This is a genomic window from Bacillus sp. z33 (assembly GCF_058313615.1).
The window spans coordinates 405,475-423,688 of sequence record NZ_JBZFQN010000002.1; the positions used below are offsets into that span (position 1 = coordinate 405,475).

The window sequence follows — 18,214 nt, forward strand, 5'->3', positions numbered from 1 at the left end:
GAGACTGTTATGACAGTATTATATTTAAATTTAGCGTTAGTGATGATGTTTGCTTTGATGGCAAGATTTTATTCATTTGATATAGGGTTTGGTTCGATGTCGATCAAACCAAACAAGTTGTTCGCTCTGCTCGCTCTTTTGACACTCGTATGTGTTTCAGGACTACGTTCAAATATCGGGGATACTTTTTTCTATATGCATGCCTACAAAATAAATAGAATGGATTGGGCGTATATTTTCGAAAATAAAGACATTGGGTTTGGAATGTTGCAAATGCTGCTGCAGAGCATTTCTATGAATCCGCAGCTGTTAATCTTTGTGACAGCCTTGCTTACCAACGGTCTTATCCTGATAGTGCTCTATAGATACTGCCGCTTAATCGAAATAGGCTTGTATGTGTTTATCACAAGCGGTCTCTTTTTAACCTCTATGAATGGGCTGCGTCAATTTCTGGCAGCAGCCATTTTATTTGCGGGGACAACCTTTTTAATAAAAGGAAACTGGAAAAAATATGGCTTTGTTGTGTTGCTGGCCTCAAGCATCCATATGAGTGCGATTATTATGATTCCAATCTATTTTCTTGTCAGAAGCAAGGCGTGGTCTAAAACGACGTTTTTGCTTCTTTTTTTATCCGTGATTCTTATACTAGGATTCAATCAATTCTCAGAATTGCTTTTCTCCGCACTGGAATCGACACAATACGGACATTATCAAAGCTTTTCTGAAGGAGGAGCCAGCATGGTGCGTGTGCTTGTCACCTCCGTACCTCTATTGTTGGCTTTTTTGGGAAGAGAGCGGATAAGAGAAATCTTTCCTGAAAGTGATGTCATTATAAATATGTCCGTTTTAGGATTGGTGTTTATGCTTATCTCCACTCAGAACTGGATATTTGCCAGATTTTATTATTATTTCGGGCTTTATCAGCTGATCTTGATTCCGTGGGTTGTGCAATCATTCAGAGAAAGGGATCGGAAGCTGATTTACTTTGGAATCTTAATCTTCTATTTTGTTTTCTTTTATTATGAGGAAGTTATTTCTCTCGGTATTGAATATAAAAGTCATTTTTTCGGCGGGTGATGAGAATGAGAAGAGTGTTGCATGTTGTAAGTGCTCTGGAGAGAGGCGGAGCGGAAATGTTGATTATGGATGTATATCGCAGAATCGACCATGAAGAGCTGCAATTTGATTTTGTTTCCCATGGGTTAAAAGAGGGAGAATTTGAAGCAGAAATCAGGCAACTGGGGGGAAAGGTTTTCCGAATTACTAGTCTTGGAAGGGCAGGTCCTGCACCTTATATTAAAACATTAGTATCTATCATGAAGGATGGACAGTATGATGCGGTGCATGTTCATACTGATTTTCAGGGAGGCGTCGTGGCGTTTGCTGCTTTTTTATCAAAGGTGAAAATCCGCATCTGCCATTCACATTGCACGAGTTGGAATAGAAGAGAATATGGAATGCAGGCATTGGGGCTGAGGGCTTTAAAAGGAATGATTCATATGTTTGCCAATCAATATTGTGCCTGCAGTGATGAAGCGGGCCGCTTCTTGTTTGGGGAGAATTCCCGAAACTTAAAAATTATGAATAACACGGTTGATATAACAAGCTATCAATCACTGAATGAAGTAAATAGGCAAGCAGAAAGGAAGAAGATGGGTATTCCATTGGAAGATCTGATAATCGGACATGTAGGTCGTTTCTCAGAATCTAAGAACCAATCGTTTATTCTGAGCCTTCTTCAACATCTTCACCATAGAGGTGTAAAAGCTTCAGCCATATTTGTTGGGGATGGACCGTTAAAGCAGGAAGTAGAGATTGAGGCTGAGAGATTAGGGGTCGAAAAATCGGTTCATTTCCTTGGCATACAGCCGGATATTCCAAAATGGATGTATCTCTTTGATGTTTTTGTCTTTCCTTCCCTTTTCGAAGGCTTTGGAATTGCCGCCCTTGAAGCGCAGTGTGCGGGAACGCCATGTATCGTGTCAGATCGTGTTCCTGCTGCAGTGGATACGGGAGTAGGATTAGTTACTTATTTGGGGCTTGAAGAACCGATTGAAAATTGGACAGATGCAATTATGGGTACTGCCTCCCTGCAAAAACCATCTTTATCAGGAATACATGATCAATTTTTACAGAATGGTTTTGATGTGGAAAATAGCGTTAGACAATGGGCAAAGTTATACATGTCGGCGAGTTAGGTGATTTTAGAATGAAGATAAAAATTTTATTTATGGCCCAGTATTTACAAACTGGTGGAGTGGAAAGAAGTCTCCTGGCCCTGCTTCATCAATTGGATTATGAAAAGTACGAAGTCGATTTGCTTTTATTTGATTATAGTGGTGTTTTATTTTCGCAGGTTCCTCGTGAGGTGAACCTATTGCCTCCATTATTTGAAACATTTTCACTGCCGATTGGACAGGCAATCCCACAATTGGTACGAGGCAAACAATATTCTTTGCTGGCCGCTAAGCTGTTGTCCGCCCTGGCCGGCAGGTTATCTAGAGGTGTAGGTACTGCTAGAAGGTGGTCTGTTTATCGATCGACACTTCCGGCGAATGAAAAAGTGTATGATGCAGCTGTCAGTTACCTCGATTTCTTTTGCAATTATTATGTGATTGAGAAGGTGAACGCAAAACGGAAAATCGTCTATAACCATATGGACTATCATTACAGCATGGGTCAGGGCTGGCCAGCACCGGAACTCGATGAAAAAGTATTTGCAAAAAGCGATTGGATTGTATGTGTATCTGAATCAGCCAGTCGCTCATTAAAAGAATACTTCCCGGAGAATTCCTCAAAGATAAAAGTCATTCATAATATGGTATCACCCGCATCGATACGATTGCAGGCAGAGGAGCCGATGGAAGAGGAGTTTGCAGAGGCGAATTCTGTCGTGACGGTTGCCAGATTGGTCGAGGAAAAAGGAATTTGGGAAGCCGTGGACGCTTGCAAAATGCTTGTGGAGCGTGGAGTGAAAATTCGATGGTATTGGATTGGAAATGGGCCTGAGCTACACTCCCTGGAAAAGAAAGTGAAGGAGTATGGATTAGAGAAATGCTTTCATTTGCTGGGTGAAAAAGCAAATCCTTATCCTTACATAAAAAACTCTATGATCTATGTACAGCCTTCTCGAACAGAAGCCCATTGTGTCGCGGTAGAAGAAGCACTTACACTTGGATGTCCAGTTGTGGTGACTGATATTCCATCATTTCGTGGGCAAATCAGGAATGGGGAGACCGGAATGATTGCTGAAAGCGGGACAACGGGGTTGGCGGATGCGATTGAACAACTATTGATTTCTGCTGAAGGGCGTACAGTACTCAAGAATCATTTGGCTAGGAGAAACAAACAGGGATTAGAGAAAGTCCATCCCTTGGTAAATTTATTGGATGATAGATAGACATTCATTTAAAATATTCTCTTTTTAATACCATTTAGGTGACTTTTCCTCGATGATGGAGCCATGATATGTTTACTTTCTTAATAAAATAAGCAAGTTTCCAACGAACTATGTGAACAATGGTTTTCACACATAATCCCGTACAAGTGAGGTGTATCTAATTGAAAAGAGTATTTGATTTCAGCTTGGCACTCGTCATGCTGATTTTTTTATGGCCGTTTTTGTCTATTTTAGCGATTCTAATCAAATTTAAATTGGGATCTCCTGTCCTCTTTATGCAACAGCGACCCGGTTTATATACAAAACCATTTCAACTATATAAATTTCGGACAATGACAAATGAGTGCGATGAACACGGTCATTTATTAGCGGATGAAGTACGGCTGACTTCATTTGGGAAATGGTTGAGAAAATACAGTCTGGATGAGTGGCCGCAATTATATAACGTATTAAAAGGGGAACTGAGCTTTGTTGGTCCAAGGCCTTTATTGATGGAGTATTTACCCTATTATTCGGAAGAAGAAGCCAAACGGCATTTGGTGGTACCCGGTATTACAGGTTGGGCACAAATCAATGGCCGTAATAACATTAGCTGGGAAGAAAAATTTGCGTACGATCTATGGTATGTCAACCATCGTACCTTTTGGCTGGATTTGAAGATTATATTCTTCACCTTCAAAAAAGTTATACATTCTGAAGGCATTACAAAACAAGGGATGGCGACAGTAGATTATTTTAAACGTCCGCTGAAGGAGTGATTGAAATGAATTATGCGGTTATTGGCCATGGAGGGCACAGTAAGGTGATTAAAGAATTAATAGAATCCAGCGGTTGTGGTCAAATTATTGCCTATCTGGATGATAAGTATGAATTGCTGGATGCCATTTTAGATTTATATATTGGGCCAATTCATTCTATTCATTTTATTTTGAAGCAATATCCGGACGTTAAAGTAGTCATTGCGATTGGGAATAATGAGACCCGAAAAGCAATTGCTGAGAAATTAAATCTATCCGACGAGCGCTATTGTACACTAATTTCCCAGAAAGCCATCATTAGCCCAAGTACCCAAATAGGTATAGGGTCCGTAGTAATGCCGGGAGCCATCATTAACGCTGATTCAAAGGTTGGAAAGCATGTGATTGTTAATACGGGGGCTATTGTCGATCATGATTGTGAGATAGGGGATTATGCCCATGTGTCTCCAAGGGTATGTTTAACTGGGTCAGTTACTCTTCAAGAAGGTGTCCTGGTTGGAGCCGGAGCTTCTATTATCCCTGAAATCAACATTGGTAAATGGTCAAAAATTGGAGCCGGAGCAGCGGTTGTTAAACATGTACCTGACTATTGTAAGGCAATGGGTGTACCTGCCCGAAACATTGAGAATAAAGAAGGGGGTGGAGCTAGTGCAGACGGTGGCATTTAAGAAAAGAATACCTCTGGCGATCCCTCATCTAAGTGGTGGAGAAATGGCCTTTATTCATAAAGCTCTTGAGGATAATTGGATTGCTCCTGCAGGTCCGCATATTGATGCGTTTGAAAGAGAAATCGCTGAATATGCTGGGGTGAAGGGGGCGGTGGCTGTTAATTCTGGGACCGCAGCAATTCATTTGGCGCTATCTTTGATGAATGTGGGGAAAGGGGATGTCGTTTTTTGTTCATCCCTTACCTTTATCGCCAGTGCTAATCCAGTGATTTATCAGGGAGCGGAGCTTGTCTTTATTGATTCTGAGCCGGATACGTGGAATATGTCACCAGAGGCTCTTGAACAGGCGCTGTATTTTGCGGCGAAAAGCAATAAACTTCCTAAGGCTGTTATTGTTGTAGATTTGTATGGGCAAAGTGCCAAGATGAATGAGATTTGTGCCATTTGTTCCAAATATGGAGTGCCTATATTGGAGGATGCCGCTGAAGCCCTTGGTTCCTTTTATCATGGCCAATCATGCGGAAGCTTGGGTGATTTTGGTATCTTCTCCTTCAATGGGAACAAAATTATTACTACTTCTGGTGGAGGAATGCTTATATCGAATAATACTGAGGCTCTGGCGAGGGCAAAATTTTTGGCCACGCAGGCAAAGGAAATCGCTCCTCATTATGAACATAAAGAAGTCGGTTATAATTATCGGCTCAGTAATATTCTGGCAGGGGTTGGCAGGGCACAACTGGAGGTTTTGCCGGACAGAATTGAAAAGAAGAGAATGATTTATGAAACGTATCGGGCAGCTCTGTCTGAGATTGAGGGTTTGAACTTTTTGCCTGAACTGGAACATACCTTATCGAATCGTTGGCTGACGGTACTCACTTTGGAACATAAAGAAGATGTTACACGATGCTTACAGGCATTGGCAGATGAAAATATTGAAGCTAGACCGATGTGGAAGCCATTGCATATGCAGCCTTTATTTAAAGATGTTGATTTTTTTGCCCATCAAGATGATTTGCCTGTATCTGAACAATTATTTGAGAAAGGCATTTGTCTTCCATCAGGTACCAATATGACAGAAGAGGATATGGAGAGAGTTATTGACTGTTTGCGGATGACATTAAAGTAGTCAATAACCTGAGCTTCAGAAGGAGGTGAGGAAATGATAGGGAGAAATATACAGGAAATTCGAAAGCGTAAAGGACTGACACTGACTCAGCTTGCAGCCAACGCCGGAATATCCAAATCCTATTTAAGCAATATAGAACGAGGAGTGAATCAAAACCCATCTATTGAAGTGCTGAAAAGGCTGGCGGTTGTCTTAAATGCTGATTTGAAAACACTATTGCGTGTACAGGAAAATATTGAACCTGATCACAAACTGAATCAGGAGTTAATAGAATTAATTGAGGAATTAAAGACAACGGTTATTGATAAAGAGCAAATGGATGAATATCGGGCATTAGTTCAGTATATTAAGTGGAAAAATAAATCGTAAATGGCCATTTTTATTTGAAGGAAGAGGAATGAATAATTATGTTGAATAAGAAAAAGGTCAGCATTATTGTACCGGTTTATAAGGTGGAAAACTATTTGCCGCGCTGTGTTGAAAGCCTGATTTCCCAGACCTATCAAAATATTGAAATCATTTTAGTCAATGATGGATCACCTGATTCCTGTGGGGAAATCATAGACTATTATGCCGACCACGATCAAAGAATTATTCCGGTTCATAAACAAAATGGCGGTGTTTCAGATGCACGAAATACCGGAATGACTTATTCAAGTGGTGAGTACACGTTCTTTGTGGATGGCGATGATTGGATTGCCCCTGCTTTAATAGATGGTTTGGTTGATCGATTGGAACAGTTTCACGCTGATGTTATACAAACAGCTCATTATTACGCCTATGAGGATTATTTTCTATATGACCATCGATTCGAGCAACAGGATAATCCGCCGGTCGTTTTGGATAATCAACAATTAATGCGAGAGCTTGTTCTCAATCAAGTCGTGAAAAATTTTGCCTGGGGGAAACTTTATAAAACAGAACTTATTAAAGATACTCCCTTTCAAGAGGGTATTTTTTTTGAGGATGTATTTTGGTCACATCTAGTCATGCAAAAAGTTGATACGTATGTGATTACACATGAACCCCTCTATTATTATTATCAGCATGCAGATAGCATTGTTGCTTCCTATTCTAAGAAGAATTTGGATTATCTGAAAGGATTAAAGCAGCGCCATGAATTTTTAGAACAGTATTACAGTGACTTGTCAGACGAATCTTATAAAGAAATTGCTAAAGCTCATCTGATTCATTATCAGCTTTTACTTAGAAATAGAAAGAAAGATCCAGCTGGGATGTATCGTGCTGATATCGAATTATATATTAGAGAAAATTTCTCTTTCTTATATAAAGCAGTGCAAAAAGACAAGGGGCTCAGGCGAGAGTTAATGTTTTTTCATATCGATCCCTATCTATATATTGCCTTCTTACTAGTAAAAAAAGGTCTGCGCATGATGCATATTCTTCCGAAACCCATAGGACTCGAACGAATGATGGTCACGGAGAAAAATGGAGAGGTAAGTGTATGAAGAAGAACGTTTTGTTTGTAATAGATTCCTTAAGCTGCGCAGGTGCTGAAAAAAGTTTGATTACATTATTATCATTGCTCGATTATTCGAAGTACTCGGTTGAATTGCTATTGTTTGCATATGGAGGCCCTCTTGAAAAATTGGTACCGGCTGAAGTAAAGCTGCAGCCGCCGCTGCCGTATATGTATTTTTCAAGTCTCAGCTTTATCGAAGCTATCAAGTACGCCATACGACATAGAGAATATCGAATGCTTTGGTCAAGGATCGTATATTCTGTACGCCTGAGGGTGAGGTCCTATAACAATCCTCAAATAGCGAGAATTTTTTGGGAGAGTGTATCAAAGCGAATTCGACTAAATACACGAAAATATGATATTGCGATCAGTTATGCACAGGGAATTCCAAATTTTTATGTAGCTGAAAAGGTCGAGGCTACAAAAAAATTCAGCTGGGTAAATGCCAGTTATGAACTTGAACCGAAAGAACAAGCATATCAGAATAAATTTTATGATCGTTATGAAAAAATTGTTGCCGTATCTGATTCAGCAAAGAGCACCTATATTCAAACATTTCCTCACTTTCAGAATAAAGTGGAGGTTGTTTACGATCTGATTGACTATGAAGAAATTAAGAGGAGAGCAGAGGAACCCGTTAAAGGGGTTTATCCATACGAAAAGGGTTTTTCTCTGTTAACCATCGGACGCATGGATTATTTGAAAGGATTTGATCTTGCGCTTGAAGCCTGTAAGCTGTTAAAGGGAGATGGCATGGATTTCCGTTGGTATATTCTTGGGAAAGGTCCTTTGCAGGAAGATATGGAGCAATTTATCAAGAGGAATGGACTAGAGGATTATGTTGTCCTGCTTGGGGTCACGGAAAATCCTTATCCCTATATAAAGCATGCTGACGTGTATGTGCAAACGTCTCGGTCAGAAGGATATGGGCTGGCCATAGCGGAGGCACGTCATCTGAATATTCCTATTGTCTCAACTAGGTTCGAATCCGTACATCTACAAATAAGGCATGGAATTAATGGGTTGATTGTGGAGCTGGATCCGAAAGCTATATATGAAGGGATAAAGCAATTAATGATCAATCCCATGTTGCGGGAACAGATAGTTAGAAACTTGCAGAAAGAGAAAAAGGGAAGCAGTGAAAATATTGATCGTTTTTATCAGTTGATTGACTAAGCCGCGGCCATTAAAGGATGGGACAAATGAGAACGGAGCATTCTATAAAAAATATGTACATTGGAATGGGCACGCAAATCATCATTGCCATGCTTGGCTTTGTCTCAAGAAAGGTCTTTTTGGACAGTTTAGGTCTTACCTATCTAGGTATAAATGGCTTGCTGACAAATGTACTGGCCATGCTGGCATTGGTAGAGAGCGGTATTGGAGCAAGCATTGTTTATAGTTTATATAAACCACTTGCCCTATCTGATCGTCCTAAAATTATTGCGCTCATTCAGCTGTATAAGAGAGCCTATGCGATTTTAGCCATAATTATAATTGTAATTAGCCTTATCTTTTATCCTTTATTAGGGAATTTATTAAAAGAACATGATGTGGGCATGACGGTTACCATTGCCTACTTTCTATTCGTAGCCAAAAATGCAATTGCCTATTTGAATGCTCATAAAATATCCTTAATTGCCGCTGATCAGAAAGAGTATGTTTTAATGCGCGTTAATTTCCTTTTTCAGCTGCTCGGATATGCAGGAAAGATTATGATTCTACTATGGACCCATAACTATCTTCTTTATTTAGCAGTGGAAGTTGGATTATTCCTTATCCAAACCATGCTAAATGGACATATCGTCACTAAGCGCTATCCCTATATTAAAACCAAGATCCGCTATTCACTGGATGCTCCTGAAAAGAAGCAGCTGATAAAAAATATCAAAGCCATGTTTCTTCATAATATTTCAGGCTTTTGTGTAACCGGTACTGATCATTTATTAATCTCGGCCTTTATAGGAGTTACTGTTGTAGGAATTTATTCAAACTATACGATGATTATGGGGCAATTGGGGACCATCCTTGCGCCTCTCTTAGATGGTTTCGGTGCCAGTGTTGGGCATTTAATCGCCCTCGAGAATAAAGAAAAGCGATATCACATATTCAAGGTAACCTACTTTTTAAACTTTTGGATATATTCTGTCAGTGTCATTTTTTTGTTTTGTATGTTGGAACCATTTATTAATTGGTGGCTTGGCGGTGGGTACCTATTGGATCCTTTGACGTACTGGATCATTCTGATAAATTTTTATGTAACAGGAATGAGAGCTTCCGTCTTAATTTTTAAGGTGAAGGGAGGTATATTCGTCCAAGATCAATATTTTACATTATTGGAAGCAGGAGTTAATTTAATAGCATCTTGTGTATTAGTGAAGTATATGGGTTTGCCAGGAATATTTCTAGGAACCCTTATTAGTACGTTAACCACTGTGTTTTGGAATTCACCAAGACTAGTTTATAAATATCTGTTCGATCAAGAGGTATTTTCCTATTTTAAAACATACACACTCTACGCTTGTCTAACGATAGGGACAGGTACGCTAACGGTATGGATTGCAAACCTCGTGGTCCACGGAGAAAATTTTGTTTCATTAATGGCGAAAGGGTGTATTAGTGCGCTCATACCTTGTGTGGTATATACCGTGCTATTTTATAAACGTGATGAATTTATTTACATCCAAAACGTAATGCTTCATTTTCTCCGTAGGTTGAAGGGGGTTAGTCAACGGAGTTCATTAGAAAAATAAAGAAAAGGTGATTGTATTGGTTTGGGTATCTGTTTGTTGTCTGCTTATCATGCTGGGCAGCTTAATTTTATGGAAAAGGAAGATTATTGTAGGGGTGTGGTCTATCAAAGTATTTACTTCCACAGAGCTTGTAACAGAGGAGCCGGCCAAAAAAGTACTTAAAACACCGACATTAAAAGCAGAGGATGTTACGGATATTCCTGCTGAATTCATTGCAGATCCGTTTATTATTTATCGAAACGGATCTTATTATATGTTTTTTGAGGTGTTGGATAAAACTACCATGAAGGGCGTTATCAGCTTTGCGCATAGCAAGGATGGACATTCCTGGAAATATGGGAGGATGGTTTTAGAAGAAAGCTATCATTTATCCTATCCTTATGTTTTTGAGCATGAAGGGGAGAGTTACATGATTCCGGAAACAATCGAAGCGGGAAAAATCCTGCTGTATAAAGCAAAGCAATTTCCGGATAAATGGGAGATTGTTTCTGAAATGGTTGATGGTAAATATGCGGATCCAAGTTTATTTTATTACAACCAGAAATGGTGGATGTTTGCGAGTAAACAGGGACAATTGCATCTATTTCATTCCAATTCATTAACAGAACATTGGACTGAGCATCCAAAAAGCCCTCTTATCCGCAATAACCATCATGTTACGAGACTGGGCGGAAGAGTGATTGTCGATAATGGAAGGATTTACCGATATACGCAGGATGGGCAGCCAACGTATGGACATGCTGTCAGAGTTTTTGAGATTACGGATTTGACTGAGAGCAGTTATCAGGAGAATGAAATAAATCTTGTGCTGAAAGGCACAAAGGAAAATGACTGGCGCAGGGATGGAATGCATAGTATTGATCAGGTGAAAACGGAAGAGGACAAGTGGCTGATCGCCGTCGATGGACACAGACTTGAGACTCGTCCGTATCTGTTATGGAAATTAGATTACATACGGTGTAAATATGGGAGTTGGCTCTGGAAAAGTGTTGCTGCCTTTGTTGTCATCTAACGTTTGAAGCTGCCGGGTATACAGATTTTTCGATTGGCAGTTTAGAACAGTCGTACTGTTAGTAATGGGATGCTAAGCTAGCGGAAAAAAAGCCTCCCAAAAAAAGGGAGACTTACGGTTGCCTAGACGAGCAACCTGGATAAATCCTGCTTAATTATATCAAGTCGGTCCTCCATAAGAACCTGTGGAATTTTATATCCAACGAAAAGAGGGGATACCACAAAGCGCGGGATGGCTTTGCAAATAACCAGGTCATGAAAATGGTAAAAGAAAAGGTTATAGCTGGTACATCCCTTATGGAACCCATTTAAAATATAACGAACAAGGATTTGTAGTTTATCAGCAAAATCATTCATTTCATCTAGTGTATGTAATATTAAGTTGAATTCGGTAAAACCGATGATAGGATATTTTGAAACATTTAACTCTATACCGGATTTCTTGTAGATCTCTAAGCCTTCAAAATCAATCATAGCCATATTCTTATGATAATCCACATGCTTCATTCCAATTATTTGCATATGAGCATGTTGAATGCTGCCTCCTGAGAAGGGGCCGTGGTTTTTAAATAAGATAACAGATTCGTACTCACCCGTCTTCTCCACCTCAAGCCATTTGGCAATACTGAAGCGTATTAATTCACGCATATGCTTTTGTTCATATCCCCTTATATCCTCGTTACATTGATCCGTTTCAATTATGACCGTTTGATAGGTATCTTGAAGGGCGGGATATTTATTCATTAACCAAATGATCTTTCCCTTCATTTCAATAATATCGGTAAGCTCGTCTCTATGGCAAAAGGGGCAGGCTGCTGCTTTATTACGAATGGTTTCTGGTTTTTGACTGCCAATTGCACTTGAAAAATATAATTGCTGTTGATCCATACTGCACCTACCTTACGATCTTGTTAAAAAGAAACTTCAATCTCTTCTATTATAAATTAAAGATAGAAGGGATTGTATCTTTTTGACCATATTTTAGAAGCGTTAAAAATACATTCAACGAACCATTAGTAACCATATATATTATCGTACAAGGGTTTGGATTCAGCAAATCGCCTACTTTATTATTGAATGTTCGCAAAGCATGGAGAAAGCTACAATTTGTTGTTTTAGCTCTACTGAAGTGATACGCTTAGCAAAAGTTTGAACTATATATAAAGGAGTGAAAGCATGAAAATCAAATTGCTCATCTTTCTAACATCTACAAAAGAACATGGAAGAAGTGAAATAGTAATGAAAACATTTGAATCAGCTTTCCGCCCTATTAAAGGAGATATTATGGAGGATCCCGGTTTTGACACGAGATTTCATAATGGGTATGAAGTTGTTAAAGTAACTGTTCAATATGAGAAAAATGAATGCTATGTATCGCTTCATCCACTTGCTATTGAAATGGAGGAAATTAGTCTTGACGACTACATAGCGAAGTTGGTGGCAAATGGGTGGAAAATTGTTTCAAAAGATGAAGTATTGATTAGCTAATTATCAACTATGAATTTATATATAAAAAGCTCCCTACAGATAAACAGATTTATTTTTTAATCTGTCTACCTAATAGGGAGCATATCATATTAACTTTCTTTATCTGTTATATTTTGGAGACTTATCGGATCGGCCCCTTTACCATATAGATTAAGCCCCAACCTTCACATTGTCTGAGTGAGAGTGATTTGTTAAATCTTTCTTTTGCAGCAACCACATTAATCCTGTCGATATGATTCCAAGGAAACCAATCAGCATCCAGGCAGAAGTGATCGAATATGCTTCGATAAAGTTACCCATGACCAGTGGACTTGATGCGTACCCAGCTCCTATCACAAGTGGGAGTATGCTGCTTACTCTTCCTCTGTGTGAAGCAGGTGTTTGATTTGCGATAAAGGTTGACGCATTTATCGCAATCATGATTTCCCCAATTGTCATGATGAAAATAGAAACATAGAAGAAGGGAAGCAGAGTGGTGAAGGCGAGCATTCCAAAGGCGACAGCATAGCAAAAAGCTCCACCGGCTATTACTTTTATCGGCCTTGTTTTATTAGTCAGTTTAGTAATAATCGGCGTAAAGATAATAACCAATATGCCATTAAAGCCAGCGAGTGTTCCGTAATAAGCTGCACCTGAATCATTAAATAATTCCTCTAAATGAAGCGGAATGGTGAATGCCCATTGAGCATACTCGAATTCTATGCACAATAGGATAAAAGCGAACATAATTAATATGGGCCTCGCCATCAGTACTTTAAACACAGAACCTTCTACATGCTGCTCGAGTTTTCTTTCCGGTTCATCTATTATCGAAACATGCTTCGATTTTGTCTCTTTTATAAAAATCAAAATCATTGATGTAGCTAAGAGTGTAGCTGTTCCGTCGATGATAAAAATAAGGTTTAGATGATTTTTATAGAGTAGACCGGCAATGATAGGGCCAACGGCAAAACCTAAATTCCAACCCATATAGGTTAACGAATAAGCACCCTTCCGATTCTCTGGTGTGGTTAAATCTGCCAAGAGGGCGTCGTAGGCTGGTGAACATAGGGCAAAGAAAAGGGATGACAGCATGAGTAGATAGGCCATGGTTATAGAAGGCTCTATAAAACCTCCTGCAATAACGGTAAATGCCCCTAAAGCTTGTGAAACAACAATAATAAATTTCCTGCCCAAAGTATCTGCCAATTTCCCTCCCAAAATCATACTTGGCACAGAAATGACACTTAATAATGTAATATAAAGTCCTGCTTTCCCGCTATCCATGCCAATCTTTTGAGTTAGAATCAGAACAAGTAAAGGCTGTATAAACCCTCCTAAACTATTAATAATCCTCGCAAAGAAAATGATATAAATTTCTTTCGGCAATCCTTGGTAAGGAATAAATAAATTCTTGATCGACTGCATAAAGCCTCCTGTTTCCATTTTGATTTTTCTTCCAATAATTTCTATTTTAAAGTTAAATAAACAGAAAATGAATATCTATTTTTTAAAAATTTAAAATTAATAGATTTTTATAGATTGTTCGCAGGGATAAATTGGTATAATGATATAAAAATGTTCTTACATAATCGTATCAACGAGAGAGAAGGGTAGCAGAGTGGAGTTTGTTAATGTATTGATGCCTGTATTTGTCATATTCGCTTTAGGCTATATAGGGGAGAAGAAAATTGGGTTTGATACCAAAGCCATCTCAACCATGTCACTCTATCTAATGACGCCTGTCCTTGTGTTTAAAACGTTTTATACAAATAAACTGACGATGGATTATCTCTATATCGTGATTTTCGCGTTCGGCCTCTGTTTTGTACTTATATTGATTGTATATTGTATTTCCTTTATTAAAAAATACAATCTGAAGGAGACTTGCGGACTTATTCTTGGTTCTGTATTTATGAATAATGGGAATTATGGGACACCAGTAGCATTATTGCTATTTGGCGCTTCCGGATTTGATTATGCAATCATCTTAATGGTTACACAAAGTATAGTGATGGCAACCATTGGGCTTTTTGTAGCAGCACGAGGGAGTGATATAGGTGGTGGGATTAAAGATACCCTGGCTGTCGTAATTCGTATGCCCGTTATGTATGGAGCAGTTTTAGGGCTGTTACTTCAGTATAGTGGTCTTTCCATAAGCCCTTCCTTGATGACCACGATTGATTTAGTGGGAAGTGCAGCCATCCCGACGATTATGCTCGTTTTAGGTATGCAGCTGGCAAAAATCAGTCTAAAGAAAATTGAATATGAAAAGGTTACATATGCCTTATTGATTAAATTGGCTGTCGCGCCACTTATAGCATGGGGAATTACATGCTTTTTGCCTATCGATTCATTGCTCAAGCAATTAATGATTATTATGGCGGGAATGCCTGCAGCAGCGAATACAACAATGTATGCGATTCAATTTAATACAAAACCAGATTTTGTTTCGGTCTGTACATTTATAAGCACCATATTGAGTTTAATCACATTACCGATCATCTTCTATTTTGTGTTATAGAAGATACGAAGAATGTTAGGTTAGTGGAATACATAAAATTAATTCAGCTAATCAAATGGATATCATGTTAAATAGGATATGTCGTAGGAAAGGATGGTTAGAGTAAATGAATAAAAGTAAAATATGGTTCCCCATTCTATTGATGGGAATAAGTCTGGTGTTAGGTGTAATGGCCATTATGCAGTCAGCCAACTCTGATCCTCAAAGATATCCTTTATTCGGTTTAATCCCTTGTCTTATCGGTATTCTTTCCTTTTTATATGTTAATAAAAATGCAGAACAAAAGACTGTATTCCTCGGGTTTATTCAAATAATGAACGTAGCATTTATGATTTTTCCATTGTTTACCCTTCTGTATTTTATACTCTCGTTATAGATATGTTTTGCTACAAGGACCTCCATCTAAGAGGTCTTTTTTTTTGCCTGTAAAGGAAGTTTCCCTGGTACTTAACCGAATTTTCTTGTAAACATCCTTACAAAACAATTTTATGAACAAGATCCTTCTAACAAAATAGGTGTACTGTTTTTTTGTCTATTTATGTAAAAAATATAAAATAATTGAAACTTTTTACTTATGTTTATAGTCTAATAGATAGAGAGAAAACAGGGGGGAGCCGGATGGAAGAAGAGACTTCTTTGGTTCTAAAGGCTATAAAAGGCGATGATGATGCCTTTTTAACCTTATTGGAACAACATAAGGAGCAATTGTATCGTATGGCTATTGTCTATTTGAAAAATGAAGGGGAAGCCCTGGAGGCTATCCAGGAAACGACTTATCGAGCTTACCGTTCAATTAGAAAGCTAAAGAAACCTTCCTATTTTTCAACATGGCTTGTAAGAATTTTATTAAATGTTTGTTCAAATGAATTAAGAACAAAGAAAAAGTACCATCAATTTATTGGACAAGAAATTGCCTATACGGATAATTATAGGCAATTAGAAATAGAAGAGGCCCTTATGCATCTGGATGAGCCATCGCGTGAAATCGTCATATTAAAGTTTTTACGGGACTTGCCTATAACGGAAATTGCGACCATTTGTGAATGCCCACAAAGTACAGTAAAAACAAGGCTTTACAGAGGTCTTCAGAAACTAAAGGAACTAATGAAAGAGACTGGGGGTACCAGCCATGTATGAAAAAGAGAGGCAGGATTTGTTAGAGCTAAAAAAGCAAATGGAATACATACCTACACCAGATGAAAAATTAGCCGCAGTCATTCAAAGGGGGTTTCGAAAAGCCAAGCACAAGCGAAGAAATAGACGGATGAGATATTGGGGACTCGCAGCCGCTGCACTTATACTTTTGTCTTGCATTAGTCTGGTTCGTGTATCGCCAGCTTTTGCAAATGCTCTCTCTGCTATACCCGGTGCAGAAAAAATTATTAATCTAATCAGAGACGATAAAGGATATATGTCTGCAGTAGAAAATGATTTTTTACAACCTATTGGTGAGACGCAAGAGAAGGGTGGATATAAGGTTACGATTGAATCCTTAATATTTGATAGACACAGGTTGGTGATTTTTTATCATATCGTTGGAGCTGCAGAAGACTTACAAATCGAATCCCCAAAATTATTGATTGATGGAAAAGATGATGATCAACAATCGATATCGTATTCCGCCCATGATGATGGGGATGGATCTTTGGATATTGATTTACATCAACAGTTAACAAAGGGAGAAAAAGTCGAACTTTTATTCCATCTTCAAAATAGCTCGAGCTTAATAGGTCCATTTAAGTTTCCTCTCAAAATAGATCATTCCTTGTATAAGGATCAACATAAACAGATAGATATTAATGAAACCGTAACGATTGATCAACAAAATATTACGTTTGGAAAAGTTGAGATAGATCCATTGAGCATTAGAATTGAGGTAGACTATGACCCTGCTAACACAAAGAAAATTTTCGATTTGAGCCATGTTAGGATAATGGATGAGCGTGGTGAAATATGGGGAGCTACCGGTAGTTACACGAGTGAAGAAGGAAGCCATCTTTATATTGCAAGTAATTATTTTCGGCAGCCAAAGAAACTGTATCTGCTATTTGATGGGATCCATGCTCTTAATAAGGATGAGTTGATCATTGAAGTGGATGAAAAAACTGGCAGGCTCTTAAAATATCCGACAGACGGGATTGTGCAATCTTCTGAAATAATAGAGGATATGGTGAATATTTTTATAAGAATCCCTAGGGATACGGAAATTGCTATGGCAGGGGGGACGATCACTGACGGAACTGGTAAAGATATTTCAACAGGGGAAATCCATTACCGTGAGATAGAGGGGGGTGAAATCATAAGCTTCAATTATAAACCAGATGAGGTGATTAAAGGTCCTCTTAAGCTTCAATATGATACGTACCCGCTCACCCACAAACAACAAGTCAAACTACGGATCAAATAAATGAATAAACTCTGCCAGCATGATTGTTGGCAGAGTTTATCATAAATGTCATCTGATGAGCTTATACATAATAATAGGAATGGAAAGGGGGAAATCGGTTGAAAAAGAGTGCAATCATTAAAGGGAATTATCGATACTCCCTAAAGAGGGAATGGGATGATTACAATCTTAGGAAAGCTGTCTTTGTTCTTTTAAATCCAAGCACAGCTGATGACAGGGTGGATGACCGTACAACAATGCGCTGTATTTCGTTTGCTAAGAAAATGGATTGCGGCTCTTTGGAATTGGTAAATGTATTTGCTTATCGGAGCAGGGACTGGAGAGAGCTCAGCAATTTGTCTTTAGAGGAGGCGACAGGTCCAGAGAACCGGTTCTATTTAGAAAATGCCCTGCACAGCGGTTCTGAAATCATAGTTGGCTGGGGAGAAAACTGTACCATTCATCACCATGATTATCAGGAACTATCCGAATGGTTTAAAGGGTATGTTCCAAACTGCCTTGGTACAACAAGAGACGGCCATCCCAGGCATCCACTTTTTGTAAGAAGCGATACCACAATTCAACCTTATCTCTTTCCAAATGTAAGTTCATTTAAGACACCGTCATAAAACCAGTTA

The 18,214-nt window shown here is 38.7% G+C and carries 18 protein-coding genes; 16 read left to right on the forward strand and 2 right to left on the reverse strand.

Going from position 1 to position 18,214, the window contains the following annotated elements; all coding sequences use genetic code 11:
* The first annotated feature begins 9 nt into the window (after window positions 1–9).
* The 11 genes from AC4G3L_RS09090 (at window position 10) to AC4G3L_RS09140 (ending at window position 11,200) form a co-directional block, all read left to right on the forward strand.
* Window positions 10–1,077: an EpsG family protein gene (locus AC4G3L_RS09090; protein ID WP_491076633.1), complete on the forward strand. Its 1,068-nt coding sequence runs from the start codon at window positions 10–12 to the stop codon at window positions 1,075–1,077.
* Between the two features lie 5 nt (window positions 1,078–1,082).
* Window positions 1,083–2,198, forward strand: coding sequence for a glycosyltransferase family 1 protein (locus AC4G3L_RS09095; protein WP_491076634.1), 1,116 nt, complete (start codon window positions 1,083–1,085; stop codon window positions 2,196–2,198).
* An 11-nt stretch (window positions 2,199–2,209) separates the two neighbouring features.
* Window positions 2,210–3,400, forward strand: coding sequence for a glycosyltransferase (locus AC4G3L_RS09100; protein WP_491076635.1), 1,191 nt, complete (start codon window positions 2,210–2,212; stop codon window positions 3,398–3,400).
* Between the two features lie 161 nt (window positions 3,401–3,561).
* A complete protein-coding gene (locus AC4G3L_RS09105; protein ID WP_491076636.1) occupies window positions 3,562–4,158 on the forward strand; it encodes a sugar transferase in 597 nt (198 codons plus the stop codon).
* A gap of 5 nt (window positions 4,159–4,163) precedes the next feature.
* Window positions 4,164–4,826 carry an acetyltransferase gene (locus AC4G3L_RS09110; RefSeq protein ID WP_491076637.1) on the forward strand — a complete coding sequence of 221 codons (663 nt, stop codon included), beginning with the start codon at window positions 4,164–4,166 and terminating at the stop codon, window positions 4,824–4,826.
* Window positions 4,807–5,952, forward strand: a complete 1,146-nt coding sequence (locus AC4G3L_RS09115) for a DegT/DnrJ/EryC1/StrS family aminotransferase (protein WP_491076638.1) — start codon at window positions 4,807–4,809, stop codon at window positions 5,950–5,952. Before AC4G3L_RS09110 ends, AC4G3L_RS09115 begins: the two co-directional genes overlap by 20 nt.
* Before the next feature lie 33 nt (window positions 5,953–5,985).
* Window positions 5,986–6,321 (forward strand): helix-turn-helix domain-containing protein, encoded by a 336-nt coding sequence (locus AC4G3L_RS09120; protein WP_491076639.1) that lies wholly within the window; start codon window positions 5,986–5,988, stop codon window positions 6,319–6,321.
* Window positions 6,322–6,359: 38 nt separating this feature from the next.
* A complete protein-coding gene (locus AC4G3L_RS09125; protein WP_491076640.1) occupies window positions 6,360–7,421 on the forward strand; it encodes a glycosyltransferase in 1,062 nt (353 codons plus the stop codon).
* Window positions 7,418–8,611, forward strand: a complete 1,194-nt coding sequence (locus AC4G3L_RS09130; RefSeq protein WP_491076641.1) for a glycosyltransferase — start codon at window positions 7,418–7,420, stop codon at window positions 8,609–8,611. The genes AC4G3L_RS09125 and AC4G3L_RS09130 overlap by 4 nt, the downstream gene beginning before the upstream one ends.
* A 26-nt stretch (window positions 8,612–8,637) precedes the next feature.
* Window positions 8,638–10,188 carry a lipopolysaccharide biosynthesis protein gene (locus tag AC4G3L_RS09135; RefSeq protein ID WP_491076642.1) on the forward strand — a complete coding sequence of 517 codons (1,551 nt, stop codon included), beginning with the start codon at window positions 8,638–8,640 and terminating at the stop codon, window positions 10,186–10,188.
* Between the two features lie 16 nt (window positions 10,189–10,204).
* Complete coding sequence (locus AC4G3L_RS09140) at window positions 10,205–11,200, forward strand: glucosamine inositolphosphorylceramide transferase family protein (protein ID WP_491076643.1); 996 nt, start codon at window positions 10,205–10,207, stop codon at window positions 11,198–11,200.
* Between the two features lie 122 nt (window positions 11,201–11,322).
* On the opposite strand, the gene AC4G3L_RS09145 is transcribed toward AC4G3L_RS09140, so the two are convergent.
* A complete protein-coding gene (locus tag AC4G3L_RS09145; protein ID WP_491076644.1) occupies window positions 11,323–12,087 on the reverse strand; it encodes a DUF4931 domain-containing protein in 765 nt (254 codons plus the stop codon).
* Between the two features lie 288 nt (window positions 12,088–12,375).
* Between AC4G3L_RS09145 and AC4G3L_RS09150 the strand changes: the two genes are divergently transcribed.
* Window positions 12,376–12,687, forward strand: coding sequence for a hypothetical protein (locus AC4G3L_RS09150; RefSeq protein ID WP_491076645.1), 312 nt, complete (start codon window positions 12,376–12,378; stop codon window positions 12,685–12,687).
* Between the two features lie 150 nt (window positions 12,688–12,837).
* Here AC4G3L_RS09150 and AC4G3L_RS09155 read toward each other — a convergent pair whose 3' ends face one another.
* Window positions 12,838–14,094: an MDR family MFS transporter gene (locus tag AC4G3L_RS09155; RefSeq protein ID WP_491076646.1), complete on the reverse strand. Its 1,257-nt coding sequence runs from the start codon at window positions 14,092–14,094 to the stop codon at window positions 12,838–12,840.
* A 193-nt stretch (window positions 14,095–14,287) separates the two neighbouring features.
* On the opposite strand from AC4G3L_RS09155, the gene AC4G3L_RS09160 reads away from it, so the two are divergent.
* The 4 genes from AC4G3L_RS09160 to AC4G3L_RS09175 all read left to right on the forward strand — a co-directional run bounded on the left by AC4G3L_RS09160 (window position 14,288) and on the right by AC4G3L_RS09175 (window position 18,205).
* Window positions 14,288–15,190, forward strand: a complete 903-nt coding sequence (locus tag AC4G3L_RS09160; RefSeq protein WP_491076647.1) for an AEC family transporter — start codon at window positions 14,288–14,290, stop codon at window positions 15,188–15,190.
* Between the two features lie 618 nt (window positions 15,191–15,808).
* A complete protein-coding gene (locus AC4G3L_RS09165; RefSeq protein WP_491076648.1) occupies window positions 15,809–16,327 on the forward strand; it encodes a sigma-70 family RNA polymerase sigma factor in 519 nt (172 codons plus the stop codon).
* The gene (locus AC4G3L_RS09170) at window positions 16,320–17,597 is read left to right on the forward strand and encodes a DUF4179 domain-containing protein (RefSeq protein ID WP_491076649.1); all 1,278 of its coding nucleotides are present in this window, start codon (window positions 16,320–16,322) and stop codon (window positions 17,595–17,597) included. Before AC4G3L_RS09165 ends, AC4G3L_RS09170 begins: the two co-directional genes overlap by 8 nt.
* A 98-nt stretch (window positions 17,598–17,695) precedes the next feature.
* Window positions 17,696–18,205 carry a DUF1643 domain-containing protein gene (locus AC4G3L_RS09175; RefSeq protein WP_491076650.1) on the forward strand — a complete coding sequence of 170 codons (510 nt, stop codon included), beginning with the start codon at window positions 17,696–17,698 and terminating at the stop codon, window positions 18,203–18,205.
* The last annotated feature ends 9 nt before the right edge of the window (window positions 18,206–18,214 follow it).